This window comes from Streptomyces sp. NPDC002476 (assembly GCF_042889785.1).
Lineage (GTDB): Bacteria > Actinomycetota > Actinomycetes > Streptomycetales > Streptomycetaceae > Streptomyces.
The window spans coordinates 243,365-260,072 of record NZ_JBIARH010000004.1 but is presented as its reverse complement, the minus strand read 5'-3'; the positions used below and the strand labels follow the sequence as shown (position 1 = coordinate 260,072).

The following is a 16,708-nucleotide window of genomic DNA, read 5'->3' as shown; positions in this document are numbered from 1 at the left end:
CCGCGCGTGCGGGGGTGGTCCCCTGAACCTCTGTACGTAGCTGATGATCCCATCGTGCTCCCCGCGCGTGCGGGGGTGGTCCCAGGCCGGCCGGCCGCGCGCAGTTCCTCGTTCTGTGCTCCCCGCGCGTGCGGGGGTGGTCCCGAGGCTGTGGGTATGCGTGGTGTGCCTGTGGTGTGCTCCCCGCGCGTGCGGGGGTGGTCCCGGTCTCTGCGTCGGCCACCGGGTCTGCATCCCGTGCTCCCCGCGCGTGCGGGGGTGGTCCCGCGCTCGACCGGCTTGTCCGAGACGTGCAGACGTGCTCCCCGCGCGTGCGGGGGTGGTCCCGTGCTGATCGGTGGGCAGGCGTCGCCGCAGGAGTGCTCCCCCGCGCGTGCGGGGGTGGTCCCGGCGCGAGCAGTTTCCAGTCCCGACTGGACGAGTGCTCCCCGCGCGTGCGGGGGTGGTCCCTCGGCGCATGGCATGGGCCCTGGTGGCCGCCAGTGCTCCCCGCGCGTGCGGGGATGGTCCCCCGATCGGCTCCGCGAACCTCGCCGGGTCCTCGTGCTCCCCGCGCGTGCGGGGGTGGTCCGCGCTCGGGGTCGCGGTAGAGGACGTAGTCGTCATGCTTCCCGCGCGTGCGGGGCTGAGCCACTGCGCGCCAATCAAAATTCAGGGCATGAGCTACTCCGCGCTGCCGTGTGAGTGTGGCCTCAGACTGCGCCGAGTCGCCCGCCCTTCACCCCCCGAAGCAGTTGGGCGAGCTCCAGAGACGTGACCACCAGCTCCGTGCGGGGGTCGTCGCTTTCCCGTAGACGCATCTGGTCCCCGTCGATGGCAAGTTCGACACAGTCATTGCCGTCACCGCCGCCGGAGAAAGAGGACTTCTGCCAGCGCATCCGCTTAGCCATGCCGCGCCTCACACTTCCTTCGAAAGTCGGTGAATGAAGTCCCGCGATTGCTCTGGGTTCAGCGCGGACCTCTCCACCTTACGCAAAATCGTTCGAAATCTGTCGAGTTGCGATTCCTCATCAACAAAAGCGGTCCCATGCGGGGCATCCCGTACCACCGTATCCAGCCGAGGTACCGGCCCACCCGCGTAAACCATTGCGCTTCCTGCGCCTGCGAAACCGTCCACGTCGAACGGAACAACCCGCACAGACACCGACCCGGACTCGGACAACTCCGTGATCCACTGAAGCTGCTCGCGGGCCGCAGACCGATCACCGACCCTGATCCGCAACGCTGTTTCGTGGATCACCGCCGAGTAGGGCGCAGGCGCATCCCGTTCGAAAATGATCCGTCGAGCCATCCGGTGATCCACCCTGGCAGCAAGCTCGTCTTCTGACAGCTCGGGAATCATGTAGGCGAAGACGGCCCTCGCATACGCCTCCGTCTGAAGCAACCCCGGCACATGGATGACCGCGATGTCACGCCGGTATACCGCGTAGTGCTCCAGTTCCGACAAGTCGAGGAATGACGCTGGCAGTACGTCGCGGTACTTCTCCCACCAACCACGCACGCGCTCGGTCACCATCCCAACCAGAGCATCGATCAGCCCGGCATCCGCGCATCCGTACTCCGTCGCCAGCCGTCGCAGTCGCGCTTCGCTGACACCAGCGATCCCAGCTTCCATCTGGCTCATCTGCGCCGAGGTCGAACCCAAAGCACACGCTGCTTCCTTGGCTGTCAACCCTGCCGCTTCGCGCATTCTGCGCAGTTCAGCGCCTACCCGCACCTGCCGTGCGGTTGGCCGACTCCTCGGCGGCATGGACCACTCCTCGTCTCAACATGCTTATCAGCACGCCGTATTGAACCCATCCGATCGGGTGTCAGGTTACGCGACCACCTTGCATGGGCATAAATTAATGCCTTACGTTCTGTGATGCGCCACCTACCAAGCGGCACTGACGCTTCGGAAGTGCACCGCCCCGCCATGCCACGGCGGGTGCGACAGGCCACCGTCCGATGACCGCCGCACCCCACAGCCACTCACGCACCCCTCGGAGTTCCTGTATGTCGAACTCGCCTACGAGCGCCGAAACCCCATGGGAATACACGCTTCACATCCCGCACGATCCGCGCGCGGTCACGGTCTCGCGCCGGACCCTGCGCCTGATCCTCGCCATGCACGAGTTGACCCCGCTCTCCGAGACCGCCGAACTCGTCGCGACCGAACTCGTCGGCAACGCCGTACGCCACACCAAGGGCCCGGCCGCCCTTCGCCTGCACTGGGCCGACCACGCACTGCGCATCGGCGTATGGGACGCCGACCCGACCCCTCCCGCACCGCCGCTCCAACCCCCCAGCGATACCCACATGTTCGAAACGGGGCGCGGACTCGACATCGTCCGCAACTGCACCGACGGCTGGGGCTGGCACCCGCTCGACTCGGGCGGACGTTTCGGAAAATACGTCTGGTGCGAGCTTCTGGCCGCATAGAGAGCCAGAGCCCGACGCTGATCGCATGTTTCGACACACGCTCATCAAACCGTGCACCACAGACCCCAGAACCTTCCGCTCCGACCGCCGTATGCCGTGGCGTCGTCGCTCGACCTCCCCACCAGGCCACTTGCCTGCGAGAGGAGCAGCCGCGCGCGATACACAGGGCGCTCGCCATCCTCGCCCCCTCCGCCGCATGCGCACTGCACGGCCGCTGTACGCCTGCCCGCCATCCAATGCACTCGCATTTTCCAACCGACTTGGGCAGGGAGAGCTTGCTTTCTGCAGCTGCCGGTAGCCTCTCTTACACACTCCCTCACCTTCGAGGTCAAACACTCACGTGATTCGGCAACCTGGAAACAGGCGCATCCCCAGCGAACAAGAAAGCACCTTTTATCCCCAATGTCGCAATCCAAAGAAGTAAGTAAAAACAGCTCCCTCGCCGAATAAACCCGCAGGTCAGGAAGTGTGGTCCCCGCGCGTGCGGGGGTGGTCCGGGGCGTCGGTCGTCCTGGGGATGATGCGGTGCGTGGTCCCCGCGCGTGCGGGGGTGGTCCGGTCCCGGCGGCGGCCGTGACCACTCCCCGCCCGTGGTCCCCGCGCGTGCGGGGGTGGTCCCGCGACCTGTTGGAGAACCGCAGCATGCACCAAGTGGTCCCCGCGCGTGCGGGGGTGGTCCTGGGTGTTTCTAGGGGTGGTAGGCCAGTAGGCCGTGGTCCCCGCGCGTGCGGGGGTGGTCCCGCGATGCTCCCCGAATTCGACCGGCGAGCCTGGTGGTCCCCGCGCGTGCGGGGGTGGTCCCTCGGCCTGGACCCCGAGGAGCTCCGCGAGGGTGTGGTCCCCGCGCGTGCGGGGGTGGTCCCAGCCCCTTCCCGAACGATCTCCTCGCCGCTCAGGTGGTCCCCGCGCGTGCGGGGGTGGTCCCTCCTTGCTCACCGGGCCACCCCCGCCCGGGTTGTGGTCCCCGCGCGTGCGGGGGTGGTCCCCGGTTCTTCTCGATCACGAGGTCGACTTCACCGTGGTCCCCGCGCGTGCGGGGGTGGTCCGTGGGCCGACGCCGTCGCCGCTGACCCCACCGAGTGGTCCCCGCGCGTGCGGGGGTGGTCCGGCGGCCGACCGACTCCTCGCGATCAGCCTCTGGTGGTCCCCGCGCGTGCGGGGGTGGTCCCCGTTCGACGTCGCGGAACAGGACCAGGTCGCCGTGGTCCCCGCGCGTGCGGGGGTGGTCCGAAGCCACCCAACGGTCGACTTACAGCGCTGTGGTGGTCCCCGCGCGTGCGGGGGTGGTCCGCTGGTCGCCGCCGCGGCCCGCGCGGACGGCATGTGGTCCCCGCGCGTGCGGGGGTGGTCCGCTCTCCCCAGCCACCTTGCGGCGGTGGAGGCGGTGGTCCCCGCGCGTGCGGGGGTGGTCCGGGTGATTTCGTGCGGTGGCGGGGGTCCTGGTAGTGGTCCCCGCGCGTGCGGGGGTGGTCCCAGCATGTCCGGCGACGTCCGCCTCCCCCGCCGGTGGTCCCCGCGCGTGCGGGGGTGGTCCCGGCCGAGGGGATCGCCTTCCAGACCTCACGCGGTGGTCCCCGCGCGTGCGGGGGTGGTCCCACCGGCGGCCAGGTGGCGCGCGTCGTGGCCGAGTGGTCCCCGCGCGTGCGGGGGTGGTCCCTCCGCGTCGGAAAGGTCCCGGGTGACGCCGAGATGGTCCCCGCGCGTGCGGGGGTGATCCCGCGATCAAGGCCACCGCCAAGTCCGGGATCGGGTGGTCCCTGCGCATGCGGGGACCAGCTCGTCTTCGGTGGAGCTGGCCGGGCCGTCCCGGGTGGGCTGCCCCGGACGGGAACGATGGGCGCAGGCCTACTCGAAACGCAGGTAGGTGATGGAGTCCAGGTCGATGCCGTAGAGCCCGTAGATCTTCGTGGTGTTGAGCGCAATCAGCCACTCCCAGCTGATCCCCAGCGCATCGGCCACCTTCCATACCTGTGCCTCGTCGTCAACCTCGATCTCCAGATACGGCGGGATGCGCGGCCACTCGTCGACCTTCAGCCTGTCCGCCTGTCCGGCTGTCCGGCTGTCCGGCTGTCCGGCTGTCCGGCTCGGTCATGGTGGCCGCACTCCCTCTCGTTGTTTCACCGTTGTCGTCCAGCCGTTCCCGGCCCCGGCCGCTGGGAGCGCGCGGAACGGCCTGGTGATCAGTGCCACGCAGGTTCCAGCGCTCGAAGGCGCGCGGTACGCAGCCGCACCCGCACGAAGAACGCGTCCTGGTCGGCATCGAGCCCAGCCAGCAGCCCTTGGTGAAGTCGCCAGGCGTCAGCGCTGGGCGGGTTTCCCGGCAGCCCAGCTACGTTCCACCTGTGCAAGGACCGGAGCGCGGGAAGTTGGCCATTCCGAGCCCGGGTTGCGTGTCCGTGAAGCCCTGACCAGGACAGTAGAGATGGCGATCGCCGACTTGTCGGCCGATTGCGCCAGATTGCGATGGCGGCCCGGCCGAGTGCGAAGATTGCTTACCCGAGGCCCAGGGACATGCGTGCACGGCCGATCAGACGCCGTGCCGGTGCCCCGTATACGGCGGACTCGGCCAGCCACTCCCACGCCCGCTCATACAGCTGTATGTCCTCGTCGCCGGTGAGCCACAGCTCTTCGCTGATCGTCTCGACGATGACCAACCGGCAGTCATAGATCCAGAACGCATGCGGAGCGGTGCGGCGCAGCTGCGCACCGAAGGAACAGGATGCCCAGCTCGATGCTGCGTTGCCCAACGAGGTTGAACAAGCGGTCGAGTTGCTCGGCCATGATGTCTGCGGGGCATGCGCGGTGGTAGAGAGCGGCCTCGCAGATGAGGAAGTGAAAACTCTTCTCCGGGTCGTACAGGGCCTCTTGGCGGCGCATGCGTGTGGCTACGGCGGCCTCGGTGGTGGGCGGGATGCCACGGAAGTCGGCGTTGGTGTCGAAGATGCCCCGAGCGTACTCCGGTGTCTGGAACAGCCCGGGGATGCGCGACACCTCAAGTCCCCGGATCTCCTTCGTGGCCTCGGTCTGCCGCACTGCGATCTCTTGGCGGCCACGGTGCCCGGCGGCCAGCTGGCGTCTCCAGGACCGGTGCCGCTGCTTCATCTCCAGGGCGGGAAGCAGCCCGTGCAACTCGGTCTCGACATCAGGGCGGCCGATGGCGGTCGCCCATCCGGTGAGATCCGCGCGGGTCGGGGTCTGCTTGCCAGTCTAGAGTCGGGAGACCTTGGAGGGTTGCCAGCCGGTCCGGGCGGCGATGTCCTTGCCTTCCAGACCGACCTCGACGCGCAGTTCACGCAGGCGCGCGCCGAGGGCTTTGCGGGCAGTCTGGAAGTCGGTCGTCACACGGTGGACGCTACCCGCTCGGCGAACTCGGCGGCGGGGACCGCGTGGTGCCAGGCGGCGTCCCGGGCCTGGCACGCGGTGAGGACCTCGGCAGGGTCCTCGGTGACGTACACACCGAGGGTGGTGTCCTCGTCGTCGAAGGCGAAGCGGGCGAGGATCTTCGAGTCGAACAGCCAGAAGTCGCAGTCCGGCAGGCGCAGGGGAGCGGCCTGCGACCGGGTCAGCATGCGAATGTCCTCACCTGCGGCGATGTTGCTGGGGGCGCTCGCGAGGAGGAACCGCTGGCCAGCCGTGGACGGGTCGTCGACCAGGCGCACCCGCTCGAACCGCTTGCCGGCGGCCGTCTGTTCGGCGACGTTCTCCCGCCATGCGTTCGCCGGATCGTTCGCGATGTCCTCGCCGGCCTGCCAGCGCGCCCACTTCGGGCTGCGCCGGTCCGAGGCGTAGCCGCGACGGGTCTCCAGCCGCCAGGCGGTGTGCCGGAACTCGCGGAACAGATGGGAGATCGACGCGAACGGCTGAAGCGTGGGTGCGTCGTCCCTGGGGGCGTAGCGGGTCAGCAGGCTGCGCGGGACACGGACGAAGGTCTCGGACGGCTTGACGTCCCGCAGTTGCACGAGGTGCTCGGGATCGGTCTCGCGTTCGCCCTGGACCAGGACCTCATCCGTCTCCGGGATGGAGTACAGGGTGGGGCAGTCACCGTCGTCGCTGGTCGTGCCGATGAACCTGAGCGTCATATCGCCCTCCATGTCCGAGGTTTATGGATCAAGAGTGAGCGAGACGGCGCTCGTGCGGGCCGAGATTGCGGCGGATTGCGCCTTCCGTGAAGCCGGGAGCGATTACGCGCAAACGAACATGCCGAAACCGCAGCCGCCCTCGGGTGATCTGCGTCTGCTCGTGTGATTCGGCACGTCGCAGTCGAGCCGAGTGAGGAAGCGACGAGCTGATCGAGCAGGCGCATGTGCCGCCCGGGCCGCGCGGTCGGCCGGCGCGTTGACAGGGAAGGCCCCGGGCCCCGGTGCAGGAGGACGATCATCACGTACGCCAGCAGCCGACCGGAAACGAAGCGCCGCACGCGGGGCCGGTCGAGGGCGGTGCTTCCGGGGAAGGGCCCGAAAGGCCGGAGAAGCATCCAGGAGGAACCGGGTTTCAAAAAAGGGGGAGGGGAGAGAAACGACCTGGTGGCCGCTTCCCTCCCCTCCCCCTCAAAACGTCAGTCCTTGTCCTTCGCCGACGCGACCGGCTTGCGGAGCTGGATGTTCAGCTCGCGCAGGCGGGACTCGTCCAGCTCCGTCGGGGCGCCCATCATCAAGTCCTGGGCATTGCCGTTGAGCGGGAAGGCGATGGTCTCGCGGATGTTGGGCTCGTCCGCGAGGAGCATCACGATGCGGTCGACGCCCGGGGCGATGCCGCCGTGCGGCGGGGCGCCGAGGCGGAAGGCGCGGAGCATGCCCGCGAACTCGTGCTCGACGGTCTCGCGGTCGTAACCGGCGATCTCGAACGCCTTGAGCATGACGTCGGGCTCGTGGTTGCGGATGGCGCCGGAGGACAGCTCGATGCCGTTGCAGACGATGTCGTACTGCCAGGCCAGGATGTCGAGCGGGTCCTTCTCCTCCAGGTCCTTCATGCCGCCCTGGGGCATCGAGAAGGGGTTGTGCGAGAAGTCGATCTTGCCGGTGTCCTCGTCCTTCTCGTACATCGGGAAGTCGACGATCCAGCAGAACCGGAAGACGTCCTCCTCGAAGTGGCCGGCGCGCTTGGCGGCCTCGACGCGGACGACGGACATGATCTTGGATACCTCGTCGAACTCGCCCGCGCCGAAGAAGACGGCGTGGCCGGGAACGAGGGACAGACGCTCGGTGAGCGTTTTGACGTCGTTCTCGGTGAGGAACTTGGCGATCGGGCCGGCGAGGGCGCCGTCCTCGCCGACGCGGACCCAGGCCAGGCCCTTGGCGCCGTGCTGGACGGCGTAGTCGCCGAGGCCGTCGAAGAACTTCCGGGACTGGCCCGCGGTGTCCGGGACCGGGAGGGCGCGGACGTGCTTGCCCGCGAACGCCTTGAACTCCGAGTCGGCGAAGATGTCGGAGATGTCGACCAGTTCCAGCTTGGCGCGCAGGTCCGGCTTGTCGTTGCCGTACTTCAGCATCGACTCGCGGAACGGGATGCGCGGGAACGGCGAGGTGACGTGGCGGCCGTTGCCGAACTCCTCGAAGAGCTCGGTCATCAGCTTCTCGATCGGCTGGAAGACGTCCTCCTGCTCGACGAACGACATCTCGACGTCGAGCTGGTAGAACTCGCCGGGCGAACGGTCGGCGCGGGCGTCCTCGTCACGGAAGCACGGCGCGATCTGGAAGTAGCGGTCGAAGCCCGAGATCATCAGCAGCTGCTTGAACTGCTGCGGGGCCTGCGGCAGGGCGTAGAACTTGCCCGGGTTCAGGCGGGACGGGACGACGAAGTCGCGGGCGCCCTCGGGGGACGTCGCGGTGAGGATCGGGGTCGCCATCTCGTTGAAGCCGAGGGCCACCATCTTGGAGCGGATGGAGGCGATGACGGCCGAGCGCAGCATGATGTTGCGGTGCATGCGCTCGCGGCGCAGGTCGAGGAAGCGGTACTCCAGGCGCCGCTCCTCGTTGACCCCGTCCTCGGTGTTGATCGTGAACGGCAGCGGGGCGGCCTCGCCCAGCACCTCGACCTCGGTGACCTCGACCTCGATCTCGCCGGTCGGGAGCTCCGGGTTGACGTTCTCGGCGCCGCGCGCGGAGACCTTGCCGTCGATGCGTACGACGGTTTCCTTGGTGAGCTTCGCCAGCGCCTCGTTGGCGGGGGTGCCGGGGCGGGCGACGAGCTGCACCAGACCGTAGTGGTCGCGCAGATCGATGAAGAGGATGCCGCCCAGGTCTCGGCGATTGTGCAGCCAGCCGCTGAGCCGGACGTCGGTGCCGACGTCAGAGGCGCGGAGCTCGCCGCAGGTGTGGGACCTGTACCGATGCATCGTCGTTCATCCAGTCTTCGCGATTCGGGGTGGATTCAACCACCCCAGGCTACCGCCCGCGCCCGCACCGATTCATTGACATTGACATTTCAAGATCGCCCGGCAGTGGCGTGGGCCCCGGGCGAGCCGCCCCCGGACCATTCGGCGAGGGCGCACCTCGGACCGCCCCGGCGGGGCCACGCCCCGGCCCTCGTACACGGCTTCTCCGGGTGCGCCCGCCCCGAGCAGCGGTCCGCGTGGCCGCTATGGCCGCCCACAGTGGCGTTTATTGAGCAGATCTTCTTAAAGTGGGGCAATGCACACCGAGGATGTCCTGGCCGCGACCGCGACCGGTCTGTGGCGCTGGGACAGCGCAGCCCGGACCGTGACGCTCGACGCGGAGGCGGCCCGGCTGCTCGGGCTGCCCGCGACGGCCGGTGTCTTCCGCGAGTCGGCAGTGCGTTCCCATTTCCATCCGGTCGACTGGAACGAGATACACGGAGTGGTGGGCCTCGCGCTCGCCGAGGGGACCCTCGCCGAGGCCCGGCTGCGGATCGTGGATCCGCAGGGACGGGTGCTGCGCACGGTGCGCAGCCGGTCCAAGCCGCTGACGCTCGGGAACGAGCCGCTGCCGCCCGTGAACGAGTCGGTGCCGCCTGGAGAGCCACCCGCGAACCTCACGGATCCCGTGGACCGCACGGATCCCGTGGACCGCACGAATCCCGTGGGCCGCATGAGCCCCTCAGGCCCCATGGACCACTCAGGCCCCATGGACCACTCAGGCCTCACGGACCACTCAGGCCTCACAGACCTCACGGGCCTCACAGACCTCACGGGCCTCACAGGCCCCGCGATCACCACGGACGCCGAGAGCCCCGCGAACGTCGGAAATCCCACGAAAGAGTCGGTGCCGCCCAAGAAGCCGGGCGGCGCCTCCTTTGTCCTGGTGGGCACCCTCCAGGAGGTCGCCGAGCGGCAGCCCGGCACCACCGGGACCGGGACCGGCACCGGGGACTGGCACCGTTCCCGCGAGGCGTTCCTGCTGGACGCGGGCCGCGCGCTGGCCGAGGCCCGGTCCACCGAGGAGGTGTTGCGGGTCGCCGCCTCGCTCTCCATGCCCGGGTTCTCGCCGGACGGCCTGGCCGTCTTCGGCGTCGCGGGCGACCGGCTGACGATCACCGGGCATTACGGGCACAAGACGGGCGACGAGCATCCCTTCAACGGCATGCCGCTGGACGCCGACTACCCGGCCGCCGAGGTCATACGGACGGGGCGGGCGATCTATCTGCCCTCGGCCGAGGAGTACCGGCGCCGCTACCCGGGCACCTGGCCGCTCGCCAGCGCCTTCGGCCGCCGGTCCTGGGCCTTTCTGCCGCTGACGGTGGCGGGGCGGACCATGGGCGCCTGGCTGGCGGCGTTCCGCCAGCCGGTCGCGTTCACGACGGACGAACGGTCGGTGCTGACGACGGTGGCCCGGATGCTGGCCCAGGCGCTGGCCCGCGCCGGGGTCGCCGAGACCGAGCGCGAACTGTCGCTGGGACTGCAACGCTCGATGATGCCGTCCCTCGGCCCCGGGGTCCCCGGGATGACGGTCGCCGCCCGCTACGTCCCGACCGGCGGCGGGCTCCAGGTCGGTGGCGACTGGTACGACATGATCCCGCTCCCCAACGGCCGCATCGCCCTCGTCATCGGTGACGTCCAGGGCCACGACGTGCGCGCCGCCGGGCTGATGGGGCAGTTGCGCATCGCGCTGCGCGCGTACGCCGCCGAGGGGCACCGGCCGGACGCGGTGCTCTCGCGTGCGTCCCGCTTCCTCTCCGGGCTCACCGACGCCTACGAGGACGGGGAGGGGCCCGGCCCCCGCTTCGCGACCTGCCTGTACGCGGAGGCCGACCCGGAGACCGGAACCCTCGACATCGCGCGGGCCGGCCACCCCCACCCCGTGGTGGTGACGGCCGACGGGACCGCGACGATCCGCTTCACCGACGGCGGGCTGCCGCTCGGCATCGAGTCGGACGCGGACTACCCGACGAGCAGGCTCACGCTGGAGCCCGGCGAGACGATCATGCTCTGTACGGACGGGCTGATCGAGACCGGCGGCCACGACATGGCGACGGGCTGGATCCGGCTGCGGCCGATCCTGGAACAGCAGACGGCCGACCTGGAGAAGCTCGCCGACGCCCTCGTGCAGGCCGTGCACGGGCCGGCCGCCCACTACACGACGGGCCCGCTGGCGGACCGCCGCGAGGACGACCTCGCCGTACTGCTGCTGCGGCGCGATGGCCAACCGTCGCAGGAGACGACGACGCGCCGGGCCACGCTGACCATCGCACAGGCCGCACCGGAGCGGATCTCGGCGGCCCGGCAGCAGTTGCGGGAGCTGCTGCACGACTGGGCCGATCCGGAGCAGGTCGACGCGGCGGTGCTGATGGTCTCCGAGATGACCACCAACGTCCTCGTCCACACGGACGGGGACGCGCTGCTGATCGTCCGGGCGACCGGGGAGCCGGGGGAGCGTCGGCTCCGGGTCGAGGTGGCCGACGGCAGCGACGAACTGCCGCACAGGCGATACCCCGGGGAAATGGCCTCCAGCGGACGCGGGCTCGTGCTGCTGGAGATGCTCGCCCACGCGTGGGGCGTGGACCCCCGGGGCGTAGGAAAGCTGATCTGGTTCGAGCTGTACGAACCGGGCGCGAGCGCGGAAGCACGGCCCCCGGCAGAAACGGAGACGGAGCCGAGACCGGGGCCGGGGCCGACAACGGGAACGGAAACGGCAAGGGACGCGTGAACGGACGCGTGAACGGCGACCGGAGCCGAGACGGGCACGGAAGTGGGAACGGACACGGGAACGGGAGCGGATGCCGGCCCGGACCCCAGGACGGACGGCTGAACCGGCCTCTCCACTGAGCGGTTCCGTCCTGCCCCTCCCCTTCCCTTCTCAGGCCTCGGAAGGGCCCGAGGAACCGGAGGGCGAGGCACCGGACGGGGAGGCATCGGCGGGACCGGGACGGCCCCCGCGCAGCTCGCCGATGATCCCGAAGGCCGCCGCGCACGCCGGCACCGCGAGCAGCATGCCCAGCAGTCCCGCGACCCCGGCACCCGCGGTGATCGCGATCATGATCGTGGCCGGGTGCATCTGAACCGTACGGCTCTGGATCATCGGTTGCAGGACGTGGCCCTCCAGCACCTGTACGGCGAGCACGACGCCCAGCGCCCACAGCGCGATCACCACCCCCCGGTCGGCGAGCGCCACCAGGATCGCGACCGCGCCGGAGATGAACGCCCCGAGATACGGGATGTACGCGCCGACGAAGACCAGCGCCCCCAGCCCCACCGCACCGGGTACGCGCAGGATCAGCAGACCGATGGTGATGCAGACCGCGTCGATCAGGGCGATGAACGTGGTGCCGCGCATGAAGCCCTGGACCGCCTCGAAGGCCCGCCGCCCCATGGCCTCGACCAGGTCGCCCGTACCGCGCGGGGCGACCGCGTGGGCGAGGCCCGCGGCCCGGTCGGAGTCGCGCAGGAAGAAGAAGGTCAGCAGCAGGGCCAGGACGCTCGTCGCGAGCAGCGAACCGATCAGGCTGATCCCGGACAGGAGCCCGCCCGCGGCGCTCGCACCGAATTTCTCCAGGATCTTCTGGGCGTTGGCGGCGAGGGCGTCCACATCGGTCGTCCCTCTGATCCCGAGGTGGTCGACGAACCACTGCCCGGTGCGTTTGAGCGAACCGAGGATCTGCGGGCCGGTGTCCACGAGCGCGGTGACGACGATGTATCCGGCGCCGCCGACCACCGCGACGAGCAGGGCGCAGGTGAGCCCCGCGGCCACCGAACGGTTGACGCCGCCCGCCGTCAGCCTGCTGTGGACCGGGCCGAGCAGAGCCGTGCCGAGCAGGGCGAGCAGTACGGGCGTGACGGCCGGCTTGAAGGTGACGCACAACCACACGGCGACCGCCACGACCCCGGTGACGAGGAGGACGACACCGCACCAGGCGGCGGTGCGCCGAGCGCCGTCGGGCAGAAGGGGCTTCTGGGTCTGCACGCTCCCACCCGATCATGTCGTGAATGCAATGTCTCGCCCGTGCCGCCGTACGGGCGACGGGCCGTCACGTTCTGGCGGCCACGTGCCACCTCTCGGCGGTCATGTGCGATGTCCAGGGAATCATGCACGATATCGGGATGAAGGGTCACCCCCCGGAGGGCGGGAGGCCCGGAGGGTGACCCGGAGCAGGACGGCTCACATGCCGTGGACGGCCGGGATCCGGCCGAGCCGGCCGGCCTGGAAGTCCTCGAACGCCTGCTTGAGTTCGGCCTGGCTGTTCATCACGAACGGTCCGTAGTGCGCCATCGGCTCACGGATCGGACGGCCGCCGAGCAGCACGACCTCCAGGTCCGGGGTGTTGCCGTCCTGCTTCTCGTCCGCGCGGACGGTCAGCGAGGAACCGGCGCCGAAGACCGCGGTCTGCCCCAGATGGATCGGACGGCGGTCCGCGCCGACGCTGCCGCGCCCGGCCATCACGTACGCGATCGCGTTGAAGTCCTCGCGCCACGGCAGGGTCACCTCGGCACCGGGCCGGATGGTGGCGTGGACCATCGTGATCGGGGTGTGGGTGACGCCGGGGCCCTCGTGCCCGTCGAGCTCACCGGCGATGACGCGGAGCAGCGCGCCGCCGTCCGGGGAGGCGAGGAGCTGGACCTGGCCGCCGCGGATGTCCTGGTAGCGGGGGTCCATCATCTTGTGGGACCTGGGCAGGTTCACCCAGAGCTGGAGGCCGTGGAAGAGGCCGCCCGACATCACGAGGGACTCCGGCGGCGCCTCGATGTGCAGGAGGCCCGAACCGGCGGTCATCCACTGGGTGTCACCGTTCCGGATGGTGCCGCCGCCACCGTTGGAGTCCTGGTGGATGAAGGTGCCGTCGATGATGTAGGTGACGGTCTCGAAGCCGCGGTGCGGATGCCACGGGGTTCCCTTCGGCTCCCCAGGCTGATACTCCACCTCGCCCATCTGGTCCATCATGATGAACGGATCGAGGTGCTTGTAGTTGATCCCGGCGAACGCGCGGCGAACCGGGAAGCCCTCGCCCTCGTATCCACTCGGTGCCGTCGTGACGGCGAGCACGGGACGGGCGACGGCGTCGCCGGAAGCGGCGACCTTGGGCAGGGTCAGCGGGTTTTCGACGGTCACTGCGGGCATGGGAGCCACCTCCGGTTTGTCGTGCCTCCAATTTAGTTGAATGGTGAACATCTCGCAAGGCGCCCGGCATTCCCGTGCCGGAATCCCCGCACGGGAAGCCCCGGCGGCGGCGCCCCCCGCACCGGAACGACGAGAGGCCCGCACCGCGCCCGGATGCCGCCGGTTGATCACCGGCGGTGTCCGAACGCGGTACGGGCCCCTGAGGAGGACGGGGAGGAGCGAGGACGTCAGCCGTACATGCGGCGCATCGCGAAGTCGACCATCTGCTCCACGGCCTTGGCATCGAAGACCATGCGGTGCTCGCCCTCCATGTCGAGGACGAAGCCGTAGCCGGTCGGCAGCAGGTCGATCACCTCGGCGCCGGTGATCACGAAGTACTTGGACTCCTTGCCCGCATACCGCCGCAGCTCCTTGAGCGTGGTGAACATCGGGATCACCGGATGCTGCGTGTTGTGCAGCGCGAGGAATCCCGGGTTGTCGCCGCGCGGGCAGTAGACCTTCGACGTGGCGAAGATCTGCTGGAAGTCCTCCGCGGACAGCGAGCCGGTCGTGAAGGCGCGTACCGCGTCCCGGAGGGACGGCGGCGAGGGCTCGGGATACAGCGGCTGCTCGCCGTAGCCGCCGCCCATCTGCTGCTGCGCGCCCGGGTTCTGGTCGTAGCCGTACATGCGGCAAAGAGTAATCGGACACATCGCCCCTTGAGGGGTTGCGTCTTATTACTGACGGGTAGCATCATCGGAGGGGTCAGCTGATATGCGTACCGCCAGCTCGTCGCCCACCCGGCCCGCACGCCGCGCCCGGGGCGTCGCGTGCCACTGCTATTGATTACGGAGAGCCTTCCATGGGGCACTACAAGTCGAATCTCCGCGACATCGAGTTCAACCTCTTCGAGGTGCTCGGTCGCGACAGGACGTACGGCACCGGACCGTTCGCCGAGATGGACGTCGAGACGGCGAAGAGCATCCTCGACGAGATCACCCGCCTCGCGGAGAACGAGCTGGCCGACTCCTTCGCCGACGCCGACCGCAACCCGCCGGTCTTCGACCCGGAGACCAACACCGCGCCGGTCCCGGACACGTTCAAGAAGTCGTACCAGGCCTTCATGGACTCCGAGTACTGGCGCCTGGGCCTGCCCGAGGAGATCGGCGGCACCACCTCGCCGCGCTCCCTGGTCTGGGCGTACGCGGAGCTGCTGCTGGGCGCGAACCCGGCCATCTGGATGTACTGCTCCGGCCCGGCGTTCGCCGGCATCCTCTTCGACGAGGGCAACGAGGCGCAGAAGAAGGTCGCGCAGATCGCCGTCGAGAAGCAGTGGGGCTCGACGATGGTGCTGACCGAGCCGGACGCCGGTTCGGACGTCGGCGCGGGCCGCACGAAGGCGGTCGAGCAGGAGGACGGCTCCTGGCACATCGAGGGCGTGAAGCGGTTCATCACCTCGGGCGAGCACGACATGTCCGAGAACATCCTCCACTACGTGCTGGCCCGCCCCGAGGGCGCCGGCCCCGGCACCAAGGGTCTCTCGCTCTTCCTCGTCCCCAAGTTCCACTTCGACTGGGAGACCGGCGAGCTGGGCGAGCGCAACGGCGCGTACGCGACGAACGTCGAGCACAAGATGGGCCTCAAGGCGTCCAACACCTGCGAGATGACGTTCGGCGACAAGCACCCCGCCAAGGGCTGGCTGATCGGCGACAAGCACGACGGCATCCGCCAGATGTTCCGCATCATCGAGTTCGCCCGCATGATGGTCGGCACGAAGGCCATCGCGACCCTGTCGACCGGTTACCTGAACGCGCTGGAGTACGCCAAGGAGCGCGTCCAGGGCAGCGACCTGTCGCAGTTCATGGACAAGGCCGCACCCAAGGTCACCATCACGCACCACCCCGACGTGCGCCGCTCCCTCATGACGCAGAAGGCGTACGCGGAGGGCATGCGCTCCCTCGTCCTGTACACCGCGTCCGTCCAGGACGCGATCCAGGAGAAGGAGGCCTCGGGCGAGGACACCAAGGCGCTGAACGGCCTGAACGACCTGCTGCTCCCGATCGTGAAGGGCTACGGCTCCGAGAAGTCCTACGAGCAGCTGGCGCAGTCGCTCCAGACGTTCGGCGGCTCCGGGTACCTCCAGGAGTACCCGATCGAGCAGTACATCCGTGACTCCAAGATCGACACGCTGTACGAGGGCACGACGGCGATCCAGGGCCAGGACTTCTTCTTCCGGAAGATCGTCCGTGACCAGGGCGCCTCGCTGAACGCGCTGTCCGAGGAGATCAAGCAGTTCCTCACCGACGCCCAGGGCGACGAGGAGCTGTCCGGCGCGCTGGACGCGCTCGCCAAGGCGACCGTGGACCTGCAGGCGATCGTCAGCACGATGGTCAAGGACCTCACCGCGACCGGCGAGGACGTCAAGAACATCTACAAGGTGGGCCTGAACACCACCCGCCTGCTGATGGCCTCCGGCGACGTCGTCGTCGGCTACCTGCTGCTCAAGGGCGCGCGCGTCGCGTCCCAGAAGCTGGCGACCGCCTCCGCGAAGGACGTCGCCTTCTACCAGGGCAAGATCGCCGCCGCGAAGTTCTTCGCCGCGAACGTCCTGCCGGGCGTCTCCACCGAGCGGGCGCTCGCCGAGTCCGTCGACAACTCGCTGATGGAGCTGGACGAGGCCGCGTTCTAGGGCGTGTTCCGAAAGGAGCGTCGTCCGCCCGAAGGGCGGGGCCCGCGGCGTCCGGTGCGGTGCATCGCAAGGCGGAGGGTCGTCCACGTACTGGGCGTACGTGGACGACCCC

General features: G+C 69.2%; 11 protein-coding genes, 1 pseudogene and 2 CRISPR repeat arrays (1 of these 14 only partly in view). Of the genes and pseudogenes, 4 read left to right on the top strand and 8 right to left on the bottom strand.

What is annotated here, in order from left to right:
* Nucleotides 1–633: direct repeats of the CRISPR family, unit length 29 nt; unit sequence GTGCTCCCCGCGCGTGCGGGGGTGGTCCC (it extends 68 nt beyond the left edge of the window).
* A gap of 59 nt (nucleotides 634–692) precedes the next feature.
* Together ACFYXM_RS06940 and ACFYXM_RS06935 are read right to left on the bottom strand one after the other, a co-directional pair.
* Nucleotides 693–890: a DUF397 domain-containing protein gene (locus tag ACFYXM_RS06940; protein WP_389287563.1), complete on the bottom strand. Its 198-nt coding sequence runs from the start codon at nucleotides 888–890 to the stop codon at nucleotides 693–695.
* An 8-nt stretch (nucleotides 891–898) separates the two neighbouring features.
* Complete coding sequence (locus ACFYXM_RS06935; protein ID WP_389287562.1) at nucleotides 899–1,750, bottom strand: helix-turn-helix domain-containing protein; 852 nt, start codon at nucleotides 1,748–1,750, stop codon at nucleotides 899–901.
* A gap of 245 nt (nucleotides 1,751–1,995) precedes the next feature.
* Between ACFYXM_RS06935 and ACFYXM_RS06930 the strand changes: the two genes are divergently transcribed.
* Nucleotides 1,996–2,421, top strand: a complete 426-nt coding sequence (locus ACFYXM_RS06930; RefSeq protein ID WP_389287560.1) for an ATP-binding protein — start codon at nucleotides 1,996–1,998, stop codon at nucleotides 2,419–2,421.
* A gap of 468 nt (nucleotides 2,422–2,889) precedes the next feature.
* Nucleotides 2,890–4,199: a CRISPR direct-repeat array (repeat unit 28 nt; unit sequence GTGGTCCCCGCGCGTGCGGGGGTGGTCC).
* Nucleotides 4,200–4,913: 714 nt separating this feature from the next.
* Here the strand turns inward: ACFYXM_RS06930 and ACFYXM_RS06925 are convergent.
* Nucleotides 4,914–5,763, bottom strand: a pseudogene (locus ACFYXM_RS06925) (helix-turn-helix domain-containing protein).
* Nucleotides 5,760–6,500: a DUF6879 family protein gene (locus ACFYXM_RS06920; protein WP_389287559.1), complete on the bottom strand. Its 741-nt coding sequence runs from the start codon at nucleotides 6,498–6,500 to the stop codon at nucleotides 5,760–5,762. Before ACFYXM_RS06920 ends, ACFYXM_RS06925 begins: the two are co-directional and overlap by 4 nt.
* Before the next feature lie 34 nt (nucleotides 6,501–6,534).
* On the opposite strand from ACFYXM_RS06920, the gene ACFYXM_RS06915 reads away from it, so the two are divergent.
* Complete coding sequence (locus tag ACFYXM_RS06915) at nucleotides 6,535–6,666, top strand: hypothetical protein (RefSeq protein WP_389287557.1); 132 nt, start codon at nucleotides 6,535–6,537, stop codon at nucleotides 6,664–6,666.
* Between the two features lie 310 nt (nucleotides 6,667–6,976).
* On the opposite strand, the gene aspS is transcribed toward ACFYXM_RS06915, so the two are convergent.
* On the bottom strand, nucleotides 6,977–8,755 hold the full coding sequence (aspS, locus tag ACFYXM_RS06910) for an aspartate--tRNA ligase (RefSeq protein ID WP_389287556.1): 1,779 nt from the start codon (nucleotides 8,753–8,755) through the stop codon (nucleotides 6,977–6,979).
* Between the two features lie 295 nt (nucleotides 8,756–9,050).
* Between aspS and ACFYXM_RS06905 the strand changes: the two genes are divergently transcribed.
* Nucleotides 9,051–11,522, top strand: a complete 2,472-nt coding sequence (locus ACFYXM_RS06905; protein ID WP_389287554.1) for a SpoIIE family protein phosphatase — start codon at nucleotides 9,051–9,053, stop codon at nucleotides 11,520–11,522.
* A 150-nt stretch (nucleotides 11,523–11,672) separates the two neighbouring features.
* Here ACFYXM_RS06905 and ACFYXM_RS06900 read toward each other — a convergent pair whose 3' ends face one another.
* From ACFYXM_RS06900 to ACFYXM_RS06890, 3 genes are all read right to left on the bottom strand, one after another.
* Nucleotides 11,673–12,776: an AI-2E family transporter gene (locus tag ACFYXM_RS06900; protein WP_389287552.1), complete on the bottom strand. Its 1,104-nt coding sequence runs from the start codon at nucleotides 12,774–12,776 to the stop codon at nucleotides 11,673–11,675.
* Between the two features lie 195 nt (nucleotides 12,777–12,971).
* Nucleotides 12,972–13,928, bottom strand: a complete 957-nt coding sequence (locus ACFYXM_RS06895) for a pirin family protein (RefSeq protein ID WP_389287550.1) — start codon at nucleotides 13,926–13,928, stop codon at nucleotides 12,972–12,974.
* A gap of 227 nt (nucleotides 13,929–14,155) precedes the next feature.
* A complete protein-coding gene (locus ACFYXM_RS06890; RefSeq protein WP_073790626.1) occupies nucleotides 14,156–14,596 on the bottom strand; it encodes an SseB family protein in 441 nt (146 codons plus the stop codon).
* Between the two features lie 173 nt (nucleotides 14,597–14,769).
* On the opposite strand from ACFYXM_RS06890, the gene ACFYXM_RS06885 reads away from it, so the two are divergent.
* A complete protein-coding gene (locus ACFYXM_RS06885) occupies nucleotides 14,770–16,596 on the top strand; it encodes an acyl-CoA dehydrogenase (protein WP_389287547.1) in 1,827 nt (608 codons plus the stop codon).
* The last annotated feature ends 112 nt before the right edge of the window (nucleotides 16,597–16,708 follow it).

Coding starts and splice junctions, on each gene's coding strand:
- ACFYXM_RS06940 (WP_389287563.1), bottom strand. CDS start 890: ATGGCTAAGCGGATGCGCTGGCAGAAGTCCTCTTTCTCCGGCGGCGGT.
- ACFYXM_RS06935 (WP_389287562.1), bottom strand. CDS start 1,750: ATGCCGCCGAGGAGTCGGCCAACCGCACGGCAGGTGCGGGTAGGCGCT.
- ACFYXM_RS06930 (WP_389287560.1), top strand. CDS start 1,996: ATGTCGAACTCGCCTACGAGCGCCGAAACCCCATGGGAATACACGCTT.
- ACFYXM_RS06920 (WP_389287559.1), bottom strand. CDS start 6,500: ATGACGCTCAGGTTCATCGGCACGACCAGCGACGACGGTGACTGCCCC.
- aspS (WP_389287556.1), bottom strand. CDS start 8,755: ATGCATCGGTACAGGTCCCACACCTGCGGCGAGCTCCGCGCCTCTGAC.
- ACFYXM_RS06905 (WP_389287554.1), top strand. CDS start 9,051: ATGCACACCGAGGATGTCCTGGCCGCGACCGCGACCGGTCTGTGGCGC.
- ACFYXM_RS06895 (WP_389287550.1), bottom strand. CDS start 13,928: ATGCCCGCAGTGACCGTCGAAAACCCGCTGACCCTGCCCAAGGTCGCC.
- ACFYXM_RS06890 (WP_073790626.1), bottom strand. CDS start 14,596: ATGTACGGCTACGACCAGAACCCGGGCGCGCAGCAGCAGATGGGCGGC.
- ACFYXM_RS06885 (WP_389287547.1), top strand. CDS start 14,770: ATGGGGCACTACAAGTCGAATCTCCGCGACATCGAGTTCAACCTCTTC.